Origin of the sequence: Dactylosporangium sp. CA-052675, assembly GCF_050947935.1 — a bacterium.
GTDB lineage: Bacteria > Actinomycetota > Actinomycetes > Mycobacteriales > Micromonosporaceae > Dactylosporangium.
Genome location: NZ_CP192010.1, coordinates 3,684,559 through 3,698,420, shown reverse-complemented (window position 1 = coordinate 3,698,420; position 13,862 = coordinate 3,684,559). Strand labels below are relative to the sequence as shown.

Here is a 13,862-nt window from a genome sequence, read left to right as displayed (position 1 = left end):
TGCTTCAGGCGAGAGCGTTGGGCGGTGGTGCGGGCTGGTCGGCAGCGGGCGGGCCTGGTCTATGCAGCAGGACGGCGGCCGCTGCCGAATCCGCCGAAAGCTGATGCCACCAGTGTAAGCAGTCGCCTTTGCACTCCTCGTTCCTCCTGCGCCCATCGGCGATACCGAGCAGCAGCATCAACAGGCGGAACCCGCGCCCGAGCTCGAGGGCGGGCAGCGCCGCCAAGGCCGCCATCACCGCGCCGAGCCCGCGTTGGCGCAACAGAACCACAGGGGTTGCACCCGGTCGTATCCCCGATCGCGCGACAGCCGCATCGATCTCCTCGGCACGCGGATGCGCCTGCCCCACCATGACGGCCAGCTTCCGCAACATCGATCGACGATCATCAAGCGCCAACTCATGGAACCAGCCGACGCCATCATTCAGTGGGTCCAGCCCCTGAGCCAGGCGATTCAATTTGATCGAGACATCGTCCATCGGTCGCTCCGGATCCGCTACGCCCTTATCAACCATATCTGCGGGCTGGGTAGGTCAAGCGGTCGACGCCGGACCGGAACGCCGCGGGCGGGTCAGTCGGCCTGATGGCGTTCTATTCCGCGAGCCGGGGCAGCTCGCTCCACAGGTGCGCCAGATGCTGTGGATCGGCCTGCGGTGGGTGCTCTGCTCCTGCAGGACGAAGCCGGTGACGTAAGCCATGAGCGTGTCACCGCCGAACGCCGCCTGGGGCGAGAGCCGACCCTCGGCTGCGAGACGCAGGTAGGTCTCCCCCCACGCGCAGTGATGCCGGCAACAGCGGGCATACCCGGCGATCAGCCGCGCTACGTCGCGGTGGCCCAGCATCGCGTTGCGCAGCCTGTGGGCCGTGTCGCGCAAGTGTTCGCGCCAGTCTCGCGCCGGCTCGCCCAGGCCGGCGGCGTACGCCTCGGTGAGGATGCACCCGGCCAGCCGACGCGATCGGCGGGCGCGTCAAGTCCGAGAAGGCCTTCGCCCGCTGACTCTACGAGCCCGACCTACCCGACGTCGATCTGCTGATCGGTTCCTCGGGCGAGCGGCGTATCCCCAACTTCATGATCTGGCCGGTGGTCTATGCCGAGTTCGTGCCGGTCGACGCCCTCTGGCCGGGCTTCGACCGCCGCCACCTCTGCTACGCCTGCGAGGTGTCCGCCCAGCACGACCGGCGCTTCGGCGGCGCCATCCCCAACCCGGGTCGTGCCCGTGTTAGGGCGCTCCAAGTCGACGCCAAGTCAGGCGGGTGAACCTGCTGGCCGAGGCATCGACACGAGAAACGGAGCACGACTGATGTTGTCCTTACGGCTGCGCCACATTGTCGCGGGCGCCATGCTGGCCGGCGCGGCGCTGGCCACCACGGTCCTGTCCACCCCCGTCACCCGCGGCGGGACCAGCCTGGCGGTGCGCTGCGATCCAGCCGACTGTCCCGGCGGACCGACGAACAGCTTCACGGCCGACACGTTGGTGCTGATGGCCGACGGGTCGACCAGACGCATCGCGGACGTCCGGCCGGGCGACCAGATTACGACCAACGGCCGGACGGCGCCCCAGACGGTCGTCGCGGTGGTCGTCGGGACCGGCGACAAAGACCTGGTCGAGATCGCGTCCGGGGCCGGCTCGGTGACCGCGACGGCGAACCACCGGTTCTGGGTCGCCGACCGCGGTGGCTGGCGCACCGCCGCCGAACTGCGGGTCGGCGACCGGCTCGGCGACGTGCGCGTGACCGGTCTGCGCCGGACGACCCGGCTCGCCGCCGTCTACAACCTCGACGTGACCGGGCCGCAGACATTCACCGTCGAGGTCGGTGACCGCCCCGTTCTGGTCCACGAGTAGCGGTGCTTCAGTGGCCGGCGCAGCACGGGGGTGGGCGACGGGACCCGAATGGGACCAGGAGGCTGGCGCGGGACTGGCTGCACCACCAGCGCCACTCCACCTGGTCCGGGATCTGCCCCGTCACCGCGTCTTGCCCAAAGCCGAGCATGCGCCCCGGCGGTCACCCGGCCGACCTTAACGCCACCAGGGCATGATTTCAGACATCAATGGCTTCCGCTCATGCCGCCGATGGCGCGCGGCGACTTTCAAGTCGGGTGCGGTCGGTGCCGGACCCAAGCGGCGCGAAGCTGCCGAAATGCGGATGCCGGGCATTCGCCGGACCGCGTCGAGTCCGTGGCGGACGTAGAGAGCCAGGGCTCACACAGTCACCTCGGCTCCACGCGCCGCCGGCATCGACGGTTACGTCAGCTGGCCGGTCGGTCGCCGACCAGCAACAGTGACTTGCCCACCGTCGTGCGCGCGGCCAGTGCGCGGTGGGCGTCAGCGGCCCGCTCCAGCGGGTAGGTGGCTCCGATCGTCGGCAGCAGTCGTCCTTCCGCGGCCCGTTGCAGTGCCAGGCCGAGCAGTTCACGCACGGTCTCCTGGTCCGGTGGACCGTTGAGCAGCGGAGTGAGGACCCGTATGTCTCGGCGCGCGGCCGACTCCGGGTCCGGGGCGGCGAAGCCGTCGGCGGTGCCGTAGGAGACGTACCGGCCGCTGTCGGCCACCGCGTCGAAGGCCGCCGTGCCGAGCGGGCCACCCGCCCCGTCGTAGACCAGTGCGGCCCCGCCACCGGTCGCCTCCCGCACCCGGTCGATCCAATCCGGCCGCGTGTAGTCGACGGCGATCTCCGCGTGCAGCTCGCGAGCAAGTGCCCGTTTGGCGTCGCTGGATACGGCGGCCACCACTCGGGCGCCGGCCTCGACGGTCAGCTGTACCAACAGCGATCCGGCACCGCCGGCCGCCGCCAAGACCAGCACCCATTCGCCCTTCTCCGGCGTACCCAGTCGGTCCATGCTGAGCGCGGTCACGCCGTCGTGCACCAGCGCCGCCGCCGCCTCGATGGCCAGCCCGTCGGGCACCGGCATGATCTCCGCGACGTCCGCGACGACCTGTTCGGCGTAACCGGTGCTGGTCCGGACGGCCACGCGCCGACCGATCCATGCCGGGTCGACTCCTTCGCCGATCTGCACCACAGAGCCCGCTCCGCCACCGCCTGGCACGTACGGCAACGTCCGCGGGAAGAAGTCCTGGCCCCAGCCGCTACGCAGCAAGGTGTCGAGGAAAATGACGTCCGCGGCTGCCATGCCGACGACAACCTGACCGGGGCTGGGCGCCGGGTCGGGCAGTTCCGCGGGGAACAGCACCTCTGGACCGCCGAACGAGACAACCTCGATTGCGCGCATGCATAGCACCCTTCGCGTGAGACAGCGTCCGCACCACGGTGCAAGTTGAAGCTTGGTCGAAGTCAATGGGTGTGCTGATCAGGTGCGCACATCTGCCGCCGTTGGTGGGCGGCGGCCGGTCATCCCTGGTTACTGCGGGCAGCGGGCTCAGCGAGGGCGGCGTCCCGTCGAGCCGCAAGTAGTGCGCGCGTCCGTCTCACGAAGCCGCGCCGAGGGGAAGGTCAAGCTCTCGGACCCGCCTTCCGTTTTCGTCCCGGCGGTAGACGGTGAGGGACAGCGCCCTGCCGATCAGTGGCAGGTCCATCGCAGCAGCCTCGCTGATGCCGGCGCGCAAGGCCACCTTGTCGCCATGGCGACCGACGGTCATGTGGGGAACGAAACGCGACGGCCGTTGCGCTCCGCGAAGCATCTGGCGGTAGATGGACTCGTGCAGCTGCGACACCCGCTCTCGTCCCTCGCCGACCAGCAGGAACAGGTACTCGTCTTCCCAGACCGTCGGGGATGACAGCTCGAGCGCGAAGGGCGAGCAAGGGGTGAGGACGGGCCGCAGTGCGTCCGCAAGCGCGGACACCGGCCCTGTCCACTCGAACGGAAACGCGACAGTGATGTGGGCCGGCACGGCGCCGGCGAGAGGATCCCACCGGTTGCGGAACCGCTCGACCGCTGCCGTGTTCATCTCGGGAAAGATGGCAATGACGCGCGTAGCCACGGCGGCGATGTTGACGCCGATTCAAACGCCGGCGGCGGCGCCATAGCCATGGCGCATCCGGAAGCGCATCGGCTCCGTCCCGGTGGCGGTGACATGGGCAATCAACTGCGACAGCAACGGTTCCGGGACTTCGGCCCGCGGTTGCCGGGTCCACTCGAGGCTCGTGAACAGTTCCGCCGCGCCGTCGAGTTGGCCCGGTGACAGCGGAGACGTCATCAACGCACCGAGAATCGTTGCAGAGGATTCGGCGAGAAGAAGCCGTTGAGGCAGGAACTCGTACCAGAAGGTGCCGCCCTCCTCGCGCGCAGGCAGGCCTGCCCAAGCAGTCAGCGTCCGGATCCGTGCAACGACGTCGGGGATGCGGCGGCCCAGCAGCTTGGCCAGTTGCCGCTCGGCGTCGGCGTCCCGGCGTGTCACCGCCTCGGCGAGGGAGGCGAGGCCAGCCGGCGCGGCAGTCACCCAGCGAACCCGCCGCGCCTCGTCCTCCACCGCTTGACGGGCCAGCATGAGCTGGACGTCTCGTGAGCCGTTCAAACCGTGCCCGGCCAACCACTCGGTGAGTGCAGGGCCGTCGCGCAGTTCGACGTCGCCGTCGCCGAACCCCCGCAGATACGCCTGATGGTGCACGGTCCACCGGGCGACCTCGCGACCGTCAGCGCCCGACACCACCATCGTCGGCCAGCCGAGACACAGGCAGTGATCCCTGCGGCCGCCGTCCACGACGGCCAGCACACGCGCCAGCCCGGCGATCGCGTCGCCGTCGACCACGATCCGCGCGGCGTCGGCACGGTCGAGTTCATCAGGACCAGCCTCGACGATCAGCACCTCGGCCGCGCTGGCCAGGATCCCGCGGAGCCGGTCCGTGCTGGGCCCCTTGTCCCTTCTCGCCATGGCGGCGAGCGTACTGCTTCCGGCCGGCGGCCGACTCCTCAAAACCGTGATCGGGCCACCCGGCAGCCGGCTGCGGGCCGGGCGGGCCACGCCGGGTCCGGGACCGCCGCGCCGGGCACGGCCACGAGGTCGCTCGCGCTGCCGGTCACCGCCAGCACGCAGACCTGCCGCACGTCGGGCCCGGGCCTATCGGCCGGTGTCGTCAGGTACTTCGAGGTTGCTCGGCACGATCCGGCACAGCAGCGCCGCCACGGCGCCGGTGACCGCACCGACCAGCGTCCCGGTGACGACGCTGGACACAGCAGCGGCGATGCGGACGATGCCGCGCTGCACCCCGGGGTCGAGGTCGGTGAGATTCCCGCCCAGCGTCGGGGCGTGCCCGTCGAAGGCGGCGTCCCACAGCAGCTGATGAGCAACGGCAAGGAACACACCATAGACCGCACCGACCACCAGCACGGTCAGGAACGGGCGCGCCGGCCGGCGCCACAACACCGCCGCGATCCAGCACAGCGGCGGAACGAACACCAGCAGCCCGTTGACGAAACTGCCTTCCGTAACGACACCGAGATCGTGCAGCACCACCCGGGGAACCGCCAACGCGGCCAGACCCACCAACGCCGGCCAGGAGAACCCGAGTACGCGGCGCGGCCGGCTCATCGCGCGGCCTCTGCGACGGCGGCCGCGCGGGCCGTGTCGCGCGTGAAGCGCAGCAGTGCGGTGAAGGCGAGCGCGGCGGTGGCCGCGCCGCCGGCGAGGCGCACCCAGTGCCCGGCGACGAACTCCCGGGCGACCTGCCGCAGGTACTCCGGGGAGTGGGTGCCGGCCGGGTCCACGAACATGATCTCGTTGCGTGGCCAGAAGAACACCACGGAGAACAGGAACTCGCAGGCGATGAAGACGCCGGCCGCGCCGGCGATCCACCATCGCAGCCGCGGGTCGCGCCACGTGAGCAGCATCGCGGCGAGGCTGCTGAGCACCACCGTCGCGCCCAGCGGCGGGAAGTAGTCGCTCGGGCCGCCCGCGACCATGAACTCGCGGGCTCGCTCGAGCGACGCCGGGGCGTCGTTGAAGATGTTCGGGTACAGCATCACCGTCTCGGCGGCAACACCGCCGAACGACAGCATCGCCGCCCACATGAGCAGCCCGAGCACGATCCAGGTCAGTCTGGTGCGGGACACGTTGGAACCTCCTGTGTCGGTCGCGCCGTCCGGGCACGGTCCATCAGGTCGTCATTCATGCTGCGGCTCGCGGGCGTTGCCGTCTGCCGCCTGCGGGCTCGATCCGGAGTCGCTTCCCGGCGTACACGGCGGCGGAATGACGCCGGACGCGACAAGCGGCGTCACCACGGCAGCGACGGCACGTACGGCCAACCGCCGAACCCGAGCCATCCCCCCGGGCAAGACAAATTCGGTTGTCTTGACAGCAAAAGTTTTCGGCGCGATCCTGGATGCCGGCCGCTCGAGAAGAACCGTCAGGCCACACCATCCGCACGCGACTTTGCCAAGGGAAAACCGTGGAACTCAGCGTCAACACCTTCGTCAGCCTCGACGGCGTCATGCAGGGCCCGGGCGGAGCCCAGGAGGACCCCAGCAACGGCTTCGACCGCGGCGGCTGGCTGGTGCCACACAGTGAGGCCGGCCAGCTCGACCCCGTCAACGAGTGGTTCCAGAAGGCCGACGCCTTCCTGCTGGGCCGCACCACGTTCGACATGATGCGCTCGTACTGGCCGCAGGTGACCGACCCCGACAACCTGGTGGCCACCGCACTCAACAACTGGAAGAAGTACGTCGTCAGCAACACCCTGGCCGACGCCGACGCCGCCTGGGGTGACACCACGGTGCTACGGGGCGACATCGTCGGGCAGGTACGCCGGCTCAAGGAACAGCCGGGCGGCGAGCTCCAGGTGCACGGCAGCTGGAAACTCGCGCGCACGCTGCACGACGCCGGCCTCGTCGACACCTACCGGCTCATCCAGTTCCCCGTCGTCGTGGGGGCGGGCAAGCGGCTCTTCGCCGGGGGCGCCGCGCCGGCCACGTACCAGATCACCGAGTCGCAGGTGCTCAGCGGCGGCTCGGGGGTGGTCGCCCTGACGCTGCGCCAGACCGGGTTCGGCACCGTCGGCACCGGCGAATTCGAAGTACGCGACGGCAAGGAAGCCATCGCCTCCTGAGCACATGTCGCCGGGCATCCCCGGCTGTCCTCGTTCCGCCCGCCCGCGCGGCGCGGTTGCCCCGCACGCCGGGATCGCTTCCGGGCGTACGCGACGCCGCGGACCTGACGCTCCGCGGCGACAGCGCGAGCACGGCGCGCCGTTCTACGCTGCTGGTGTGCGTTGCCGACCCACCCGCACCGACGCGTTGCTCGGTGTCGCCACCTTCTGCCTGGTCGCGGCGGCCGTGGTCACCGACGGCGGGCCGCCCGGCCGGGCCGTGCTCGCCTACGCCTTCGCGGCCGGCTTCGGCGCGCTGCTGCTGTGCGGCCGGCAGTGGCCGGTTCCCGCGCTGCTGGCGACGGCGGCCGGCATCGTCGTGTACTACTCGTTGGATCTCCCGGCGATCGGCCTGGCCGCACCGACGGCCGCGGTGCTGTACACGGCGGCGGAGCGGGGCCGAGTGCTGCCGGCCGCCGTCGTCGGCGGCGCACTGCTGGCGCTGTCGGTCGGCATGCGGCTGGCCGAGGGCGACGCCGTCTCGATCGTCGTGGGCTTCGACCTCGGCTCCGAGGCCGCGCTGATGCTCGCCGTCATCACCCTCGGCGACGCCGTTCGCAACCGCAGGTCGCTGCGAGCCGAGATGGCCCGGCAGGCCGCCGCCGCCGTCGAGGACCGCCGCCGGGATGCCGCCCGGCAGGTCGAGGCCGAGCGGCTGCGCATTGCCCGGGAGGTGCACGACACCCTCGGCCACACGATGTCCGTCATCACCCTGCAGTCGGCGGTGGCGCGGGAGGCCCTCGCCGACGATGCGCCCGACCGGGCCAGGACCGCGCTCGCCGCGATCAGCTCGGCCGGTGGCAGCGCGATGGCCGAGCTGCGCGCCACCCTGCAGACCCTCCGCCGCGACTCCGGCACCCGCGAACCCGCACCGCGCCTGGACCAGCTGCACGCCCTCGTCGACGGCGTGCGGCGCAGCGGCCTGCCCGTCGAGCTGCGCGTCACCGGCCAGGTCGACGCGCTGCCCGCCGTCGTGGCCACGACCGCCTACCGGATCGTCCAGGAAGCGCTCACCAACGCCCTGCGGCACGCACACGCCAGCCGGGTGCACGTCACCGTACAGGCGGCAGGACCCCGGCTGTCGCTGGAGATCGCCGACGACGGCCGAGGCGCACCGCCCGGCGCACCGCTGGGCACCGGTGGCCAGGGCCTGCGGGGGATGTCCGAGCGGGTATCCCTGCTCGGCGGTACCGTCGAGGCCGGCAACGACGAGCAAGGCGGATTCCGCGTGCACGCCCACCTGCCGCTGGCCGGGAGCAGCGCATGACGGGCATCCGGGTCGTCATCGTCGACGACCAGCACCTCGTCCGCGCCGGGCTCCGCGCGCTGCTCGAACGCGCACCGGACATCACCGTCGTCGGCGAGGCCGGCGACGGCGCGACGGGTCTGGCCACCGTCCGCGCCGAACGACCCGACGTGGTGCTCATGGACGTGCGCATGCCCGGCACCGACGGCCTCGAGGCCACCCGGCGCATCCTGACCGACCCGCACCTCACCGACGTCCAGGTCGTCATGCTGACCACCTTCGACGACGACGAGTACCTCTTCGAGGCCATCCGCGCCGGCGCGGCCGGCTTCCTCCTCAAGGACACCCCACCCGACGGCCTGCGTGACGCCGTGCGCACCGTGGCCGGCGGCGACGCACTGCTCTCCCCCGCTGTCACCCGGCGTGTCCTGGCCGCCGCGGCCCGCTCCCCCATCGCGGACTCCCGGCGGCTCGCCGGGCTCACCGAACGCGAACGTGACGTCCTGGCACAGGTCGGCACCGGACGGTCGAACGCGGAAATCGGCGCCGAGCTGCACCTCAGCCCGGACACCGCCCGCACCTACGTGAGCCGCCTGCTGACCAAGCTCGACGCCCGCGACCGCGCCCAACTCGTGGTCATCGCCTTCGAAACCGGACTCGTGACCCCCGGAGGCCCGTGAACGAGCCCGGGCCGACGTCCCGTTCACCGGGGCGGCAGCGGAACACCGCCCGGCCGCGGGGCCGGGCGGCCCATGGTGCCGACGCTGTGCCAACTTCCGACGCCGAAGGCGGCACAGCGGTCCTCGGTGGCTACCTGCCGCTGCGCTGGGACGAGGACCTGGAGACGGACGACGAGACCGGTGTCGTCGTGCTCGTCCGGCCCGGGTCGACGACCGTGCCCGGCGTCGGTCTCGTGGTCCGCCCCATCTGCAGGACCACGGCCGAGGCCAGCACAAGGCCGCCGCCGGCGAGCTGCACAGAGGTCAGCGACTCGCCGAGCACGAGGGCCGCCAGGCCCGCGGTCACCACCGGCTCGAACGTCGAGAGGATCGCCGCCGTCGACGGGCCGGTCCGGCGCAGGCCCGCGAAGAACGCGAGCACCGCCATGACGGTGGACACGACCGCGATGCAGCCCAGCCACCACCATCCCACCGGCCGGAAGCCGAGGCCCAGGTCCCCGGTGAGCAGCGCCCGCACGCCGAAGGTGCCGGCCGCGCCGGTCATCACGAGCGTGGTGAGCAGCACGGGCGGCAGCTCGTCCACGACGGTGTCGGCGACGAGGATGTACACCGTGTAGGTGATCGCCGAGCCCAGGCCCAGCAGTGCGCCGAGGGGCCGGAAACCGCCGCCGCCGGCGCCGAGCAGCACGAGCAGCGTGCCGCCGGACGCCGCCACGAGCGCGGCCGTGCGCCTGGACGTCAGGCGGTCCCTTCCCAGCAGTACCGCGCCGACCGTGACGAGCACCGAGTAGGTGTACAGGATCAGGGACAGCGGCGCCGCATCCATCACCTCCAGTGCGGCGAAGTAGAACCCGGCCTGCGCCGCGTAGCCGACGGCGCCGAGGCCCAGGGCGATGAGCACGGCGCGGCGACGCAACGCCTGGCCCGTGCGGCGGAGGGCGGGGCGCAGCACCAGGAGTACCGCCAGAAGCGCCGCGGCCATGGTGAAGCGGACCAGCAGTGCCGTGGCCGGGGTGACCCCGGCGGCGTAGGCGAACTTGCCGAAGATGGCCATCGCGCCGAAGCACGCGGCGGAGAGCAGACACAGTGCGGGTCCCACGGCGTCGAGCATGGGCCACCGTACTCATCGGGTCCAGTGATGATTCGTGGAGCTGATTCGTTAGATTTTCTGCATGGACCTTCGCCGGCTGCGGTTACTCCGCGAGTTCGAGGAGCGTGGCACGCTGGGCGCGGTCGCCGCGGCGCTCGGCTACAGCCCGTCCGCGGTCTCCCAGCAGCTGACCCTGCTCGAGAAGGAGACCGGCGCGCGGCTGTTCGAGAAGGCCGGCCGCGGCGTGCGCCTCACCGACGCCGGCCGCCTGCTCGCCGGCCACGCCCGCCTGCTGCTGGCCGCGGCCGAGGCGGCGGCGGCGGACCTGGCGGCGCTGAGCGGCGAGGTCCGCGGTACGGTCCGCGCGGGCGGCCTGCAGTCCGCGGCCCGGCGCCTGCTCATTCCGGCCGTGGCCCGGATGCAGGCCGAGCACCCGCGGCTGCGCGTGGAGATCTTCGAGCTGGAACTGGAGCAGTCGCTGCCCGGCCTCCGCCTGGGCACGGTCGATCTGGTGATCGGCGACGAGTACGACGGCCACCCCCGCCCCCGAGCCGACGGCCTGCGCTTCGAGGTGCTGTACGAGGAGCCGCTCCGGCTGGTCCTGCCCGCCGCCCACCCCCTGGCCGTTCCCCCGGCCCCGGTCCCGGTGGCCGCCCTGCGCGCCGGCGTCTGGACGGCGTCCGCGGAAGGCACCGGCCACCATGCGATGGTGGTCGGCACGTGCCGGGCGCTCGGCGGGTACGAGCCGGACCTCCGCCACCGCTCCAGCGACGCGGACGTGCAACTGGAGCTCGTCCGCGCCACCGGCGCCGTCGCGCTGCTGCCGCCGCTGACCATCCCCCGCGACGACGCGGCGATCGCCGTACGCCCGATCGCCGAGACGGACCTCCGCCGCCGCCTGGTCACCGTCACCCGCGACGGCCCCCGGACGCCCGCCCTGGCCGCCTTCCTGGAAGCCGTTCAGGCGCAGGCGTTGCGCCTCGGCTGAACCGCGCGATCGACCGATCGCGCGGCGCCGTGTGCGGACCGCGAGGGGTTGTGCATGCCTGGCCGGCGTACACCCGCAGTGTTATGCAACCGTGACACCGGGGCGGGACGCGAGGAGCGGCGGCGGACACGGCAATGGTGATGGATGACGACGACCGAGTGTTGTGGGACCGCGCGCGGGCCGGCGATGCCGCCGCGTTCGGGGACCTGTACGCCCGGCACGCCCGGGCGGTGTACACCTTCTGCTCCTGGCGGACCGGCGACCCGGCGCTCGCCGAGGACCTGAGCGCCGCGGTCTTCCTCGAGGTGTGGGCGGCGCGCGGGCGGACCGCCCTCACCGAGGCGAGCCTGCTGCCGTGGCTGCTGGGGGTGGCGCGCAACCTGGTGCGCAACCAGTGGCGCGCCAACCGGCGGCGCCGCGCCGCGCTGGCCCGGCTGCCGCCGCTGCGCGACAGCCCCGACCACGGGGAGGACAGCGCGGCCCGGGTGGACGCGCAGCGGCGGCTGGCGGCCGTGCGCCGGGCCTGCGAGCGGCTGCCCGAACGGGAGCTGGAGGTGCTGCAGCTGTGCGCGTGGCTGGGGCTCAGCCCGGCGCAGGCGGCCACGGCGCTGGGCGTGCCGGTCGGCACCGTCCACTCCCGGTTGTCGCGGGCCCGGGCCCGCCTGCGCACCACGATCGACGACGACGCCCGGGAAGCAGCCGGGCGCCGCGGACACGAACCCGGCGACGGCACCGTGCCGTCCCGGCCGGCCCTGGGAGAGATGCGATGAGACCCGAACCGCCCGACTTCCCGGCCGACCGGCTCCTCGCCCGAAAGGAGCAGGTCATGACCGCCTTCCTGGAGATGCCGCCGGACCACGCGGCACCGGCGCCCCGCCGCCGGGCCCGGACCCTGGCCCTCGCCGGCGTCGCCGCCACCGCCACCGCCATTGCCGCCGCGGCCGCGCTCATCGTGGCCGGGCCGGCCGCCGAGCCGGCGTACGCGCTGAGCCCCAACGCCGACGGCTCGGTCACGTTCACCATCAACGACACCCGCGACCCGGCCGGGGCGACCGCGGCCCTGCGGGCGGCCGGCATCCACGCCGTCGTGCGCCCCGGCCACCGACCCGGCGAGTGCCCGCCCGAGCAGCGCGGCACCCGCGACGGCCGGCCCTGGTCGACGCTGACCACGGCGGTGCAGAGCCTGGAGTACCGCCGCCGCCACCCGGACGCCCTGCACAGCGTCGTCATCCAGCCCGACCGGATCCCGCCCGGCGCGGTCCTGGTCATCGGCACCGTCGAGGGCGCCCTGAACGGCGAGCGGGTCGTGGTGGTGCTGCCGGAGCTGTTCACCGACCCGGGGCCGGCCTGCTACGAGACGGACTTCGACCTCGACCGGTATATCCGGATCGAACCGGCCGGGCCGACGGCCGACCGGTCGCCCTTCTCGCGTTAGGGACGCTCGCCCGGCGTTGGCGTAGCCGCCGACGACGATGATCGGCACAAGGTCAGTGGCCGCGGTAGAGGCCGTCGATGTCGGCGGCGTACCGCTCCGTCACGACGTTGCGTTTGACCTTGAGCGTAGGGGTGAGTTCCCCGTCGGCCTCGGTGAATTCGCGAGGCAGGATTCGGAAGGTTTTGATCTGTTCGGCTTTTTGACACCGCCCGGTTGGCCCGGTTGAGCGCGGGTTGGATCTCGCTGCGCAGCTCCGGGCTGTGCCGCAGCTCGGCGAGTGAGGCGTCGGGCCGGCCGTGGGCGGAGCGCCAGCGGGTCCAGGCCTGCGGGTCGATAGTGACGAGGGCGGCCACGTACGGGCGGCCGTCGCCGACCAGCATGCACTGGCTGACCAGCGGGTGCGCCCGGACGGCATCCTCGATCGGGGCGGGCGTGACGTTCTTGCCCGCCGCGGTACCTCGTGCGGCTGATCAACGCGACCCGATCACCGCCGCACAGCTCACCGGCACCGCCGCGCCCCGCGGAGCGGGTGGTGCCGCCCAGGTCCGGGGATCCGCATCGGGGCGCACGAACTGCACCGCAGCCGGGTCCTGACGGGCGTTGTCCCACACGGCTTGCGCGAGTACGGGTCCCCGCTCGCGGGTGACCACCGGCTCGACCGCCACGTATTGCACGCCGCACCCCCACTGTCACCACGCCCGGCCCTCGTTCCGGCTGTACCGCCATGATGCCGCCGGCATCAGCGCCGGACACCGGCGTTGCTCGGGAATGCCCAACCGGGGTGACACCGCGGTGCGCCCGGAGAGCGCGAGGCCGGCGGGAAGCGTGCCAGGCGGTGGCGCACTGCTCACGCTGTGGTGCTCAGCGCCGCGGGGCCGGGCGGACCTCGACCGGCAGCGGCGGGGTGACGAGCGGCTCGAGCAGGCCGGCGAGGTCGTCGCGCCTCCCTGACACCCGGGTCGGGGTTCCACCATGGCCGGGATTCTCGTCGCACCCCGCACGACCGCCCCGGCCTTTGCGTGCGGCAGGCCGGGGCGGTGTCACGCGTTTGCTACCGCTCGATGACCGCAAGCACGTCACGGCCGGAGAGGATCAGGTACTCCTCGTTGTTGTGCTGCATCTCGGTCCCGCCGTACTTGCCGTACACGACGATGTCGCCGACGGTGACGTCGAGGGGGATACGTTGCGAACCGCTTTCGTCCCAACGGCCCGGTCCGACGGCCAGGACGATGCCCTCCTGTGGCTTCTCCGCGGCGGTGTCCGGGATCACCAGGCCCGACGCGGTCGTGCGTTCGGCCTCGATCTGCCGTACCACGATGCGGTCGTCGAGCGGCCTGAGCGAAACCTTGGTTGCGGTCCTCACGACTGACCTCCCTTCCAGTTGTG

General features: G+C 72.3%; 16 protein-coding genes and 2 pseudogenes. 8 read left to right on the top strand and 10 right to left on the bottom strand.

What is annotated here, in order from left to right:
* Positions 1–4: 4 nt before the first annotated feature.
* Together ACQP1P_RS16830 and ACQP1P_RS16825 are read right to left on the bottom strand one after the other, a co-directional pair.
* Positions 5–478, bottom strand: coding sequence for a DUF5958 family protein (locus ACQP1P_RS16830; protein WP_433087608.1), 474 nt, complete (start codon positions 476–478; stop codon positions 5–7).
* A 54-nt stretch (positions 479–532) separates the two neighbouring features.
* Complete coding sequence (locus tag ACQP1P_RS16825) at positions 533–841, bottom strand: TetR/AcrR family transcriptional regulator C-terminal domain-containing protein (RefSeq protein WP_433090023.1); 309 nt, start codon at positions 839–841, stop codon at positions 533–535.
* A gap of 155 nt (positions 842–996) precedes the next feature.
* On the opposite strand from ACQP1P_RS16825, the pseudogene ACQP1P_RS16820 reads away from it, so the two are divergent.
* Positions 997–1,257, top strand: a pseudogene (locus tag ACQP1P_RS16820) (undecaprenyl diphosphate synthase family protein); the annotation flags it as partial.
* A gap of 43 nt (positions 1,258–1,300) precedes the next feature.
* Positions 1,301–1,843, top strand: a complete 543-nt coding sequence (locus ACQP1P_RS16815; protein ID WP_433087607.1) for a Hint domain-containing protein — start codon at positions 1,301–1,303, stop codon at positions 1,841–1,843.
* Between the two features lie 404 nt (positions 1,844–2,247).
* On the opposite strand, the gene ACQP1P_RS16810 is transcribed toward ACQP1P_RS16815, so the two are convergent.
* From ACQP1P_RS16810 to ACQP1P_RS16790, 5 genes are all read right to left on the bottom strand, one after another.
* Entirely contained in the window at positions 2,248–3,228 is a 981-nt protein-coding gene (locus ACQP1P_RS16810; RefSeq protein ID WP_433087606.1) for a zinc-binding dehydrogenase, read from the bottom strand.
* 196 nt (positions 3,229–3,424) lie between these two features.
* Complete coding sequence (locus ACQP1P_RS16805; RefSeq protein ID WP_433087605.1) at positions 3,425–3,937, bottom strand: 2'-5' RNA ligase family protein; 513 nt, start codon at positions 3,935–3,937, stop codon at positions 3,425–3,427.
* A gap of 21 nt (positions 3,938–3,958) precedes the next feature.
* Entirely contained in the window at positions 3,959–4,828 is an 870-nt protein-coding gene (locus ACQP1P_RS16800) for a hypothetical protein (protein ID WP_433087604.1), read from the bottom strand.
* Positions 4,829–5,014: 186 nt separating this feature from the next.
* Entirely contained in the window at positions 5,015–5,410 is a 396-nt protein-coding gene (locus ACQP1P_RS16795; RefSeq protein WP_433087603.1) for a hypothetical protein, read from the bottom strand.
* 71 nt (positions 5,411–5,481) lie between these two features.
* Complete coding sequence (locus ACQP1P_RS16790) at positions 5,482–6,006, bottom strand: anthrone oxygenase family protein (RefSeq protein ID WP_433087602.1); 525 nt, start codon at positions 6,004–6,006, stop codon at positions 5,482–5,484.
* Between the two features lie 335 nt (positions 6,007–6,341).
* On the opposite strand from ACQP1P_RS16790, the gene ACQP1P_RS16785 reads away from it, so the two are divergent.
* From ACQP1P_RS16785 to ACQP1P_RS16775, 3 genes are all read left to right on the top strand, one after another.
* A complete protein-coding gene (locus ACQP1P_RS16785; protein ID WP_433087601.1) occupies positions 6,342–6,998 on the top strand; it encodes a dihydrofolate reductase family protein in 657 nt (218 codons plus the stop codon).
* A gap of 157 nt (positions 6,999–7,155) precedes the next feature.
* Positions 7,156–8,304, top strand: coding sequence for a sensor histidine kinase (locus ACQP1P_RS16780; RefSeq protein ID WP_433087600.1), 1,149 nt, complete (start codon positions 7,156–7,158; stop codon positions 8,302–8,304).
* Positions 8,301–8,963 carry a response regulator transcription factor gene (locus ACQP1P_RS16775; RefSeq protein ID WP_433087599.1) on the top strand — a complete coding sequence of 221 codons (663 nt, stop codon included), beginning with the start codon at positions 8,301–8,303 and terminating at the stop codon, positions 8,961–8,963. The genes ACQP1P_RS16780 and ACQP1P_RS16775 overlap by 4 nt, the downstream gene beginning before the upstream one ends.
* Positions 8,964–9,093: 130 nt before the next feature.
* Here ACQP1P_RS16775 and ACQP1P_RS16770 read toward each other — a convergent pair whose 3' ends face one another.
* Positions 9,094–10,062, bottom strand: a complete 969-nt coding sequence (locus ACQP1P_RS16770; RefSeq protein WP_433087598.1) for a DMT family transporter — start codon at positions 10,060–10,062, stop codon at positions 9,094–9,096.
* A 73-nt stretch (positions 10,063–10,135) separates the two neighbouring features.
* Here ACQP1P_RS16770 and ACQP1P_RS16765 point away from each other — a divergent pair, with 73 nt between their 5' ends.
* The 3 genes from ACQP1P_RS16765 (at position 10,136) to ACQP1P_RS16755 (ending at position 12,476) form a co-directional block, all read left to right on the top strand.
* Positions 10,136–11,041: a LysR family transcriptional regulator gene (locus ACQP1P_RS16765; protein ID WP_433087597.1), complete on the top strand. Its 906-nt coding sequence runs from the start codon at positions 10,136–10,138 to the stop codon at positions 11,039–11,041.
* Between the two features lie 140 nt (positions 11,042–11,181).
* A complete protein-coding gene (locus ACQP1P_RS16760; protein ID WP_433087596.1) occupies positions 11,182–11,811 on the top strand; it encodes an RNA polymerase sigma factor in 630 nt (209 codons plus the stop codon).
* Entirely contained in the window at positions 11,808–12,476 is a 669-nt protein-coding gene (locus ACQP1P_RS16755) for a hypothetical protein (protein ID WP_433087595.1), read from the top strand. The genes ACQP1P_RS16760 and ACQP1P_RS16755 overlap by 4 nt, the downstream gene beginning before the upstream one ends.
* Positions 12,477–12,528: 52 nt before the next feature.
* On the opposite strand, the pseudogene ACQP1P_RS16750 reads toward ACQP1P_RS16755, so the two are convergent.
* Positions 12,529–12,931, bottom strand: a pseudogene (locus ACQP1P_RS16750) (long-chain fatty acid--CoA ligase); the annotation flags it as partial.
* Between the two features lie 596 nt (positions 12,932–13,527).
* Positions 13,528–13,839, bottom strand: a complete 312-nt coding sequence (gene groES / locus ACQP1P_RS16745) for a co-chaperone GroES (RefSeq protein WP_433087594.1) — start codon at positions 13,837–13,839, stop codon at positions 13,528–13,530.
* Between the last annotated feature and the right edge of the window lie 23 nt (positions 13,840–13,862).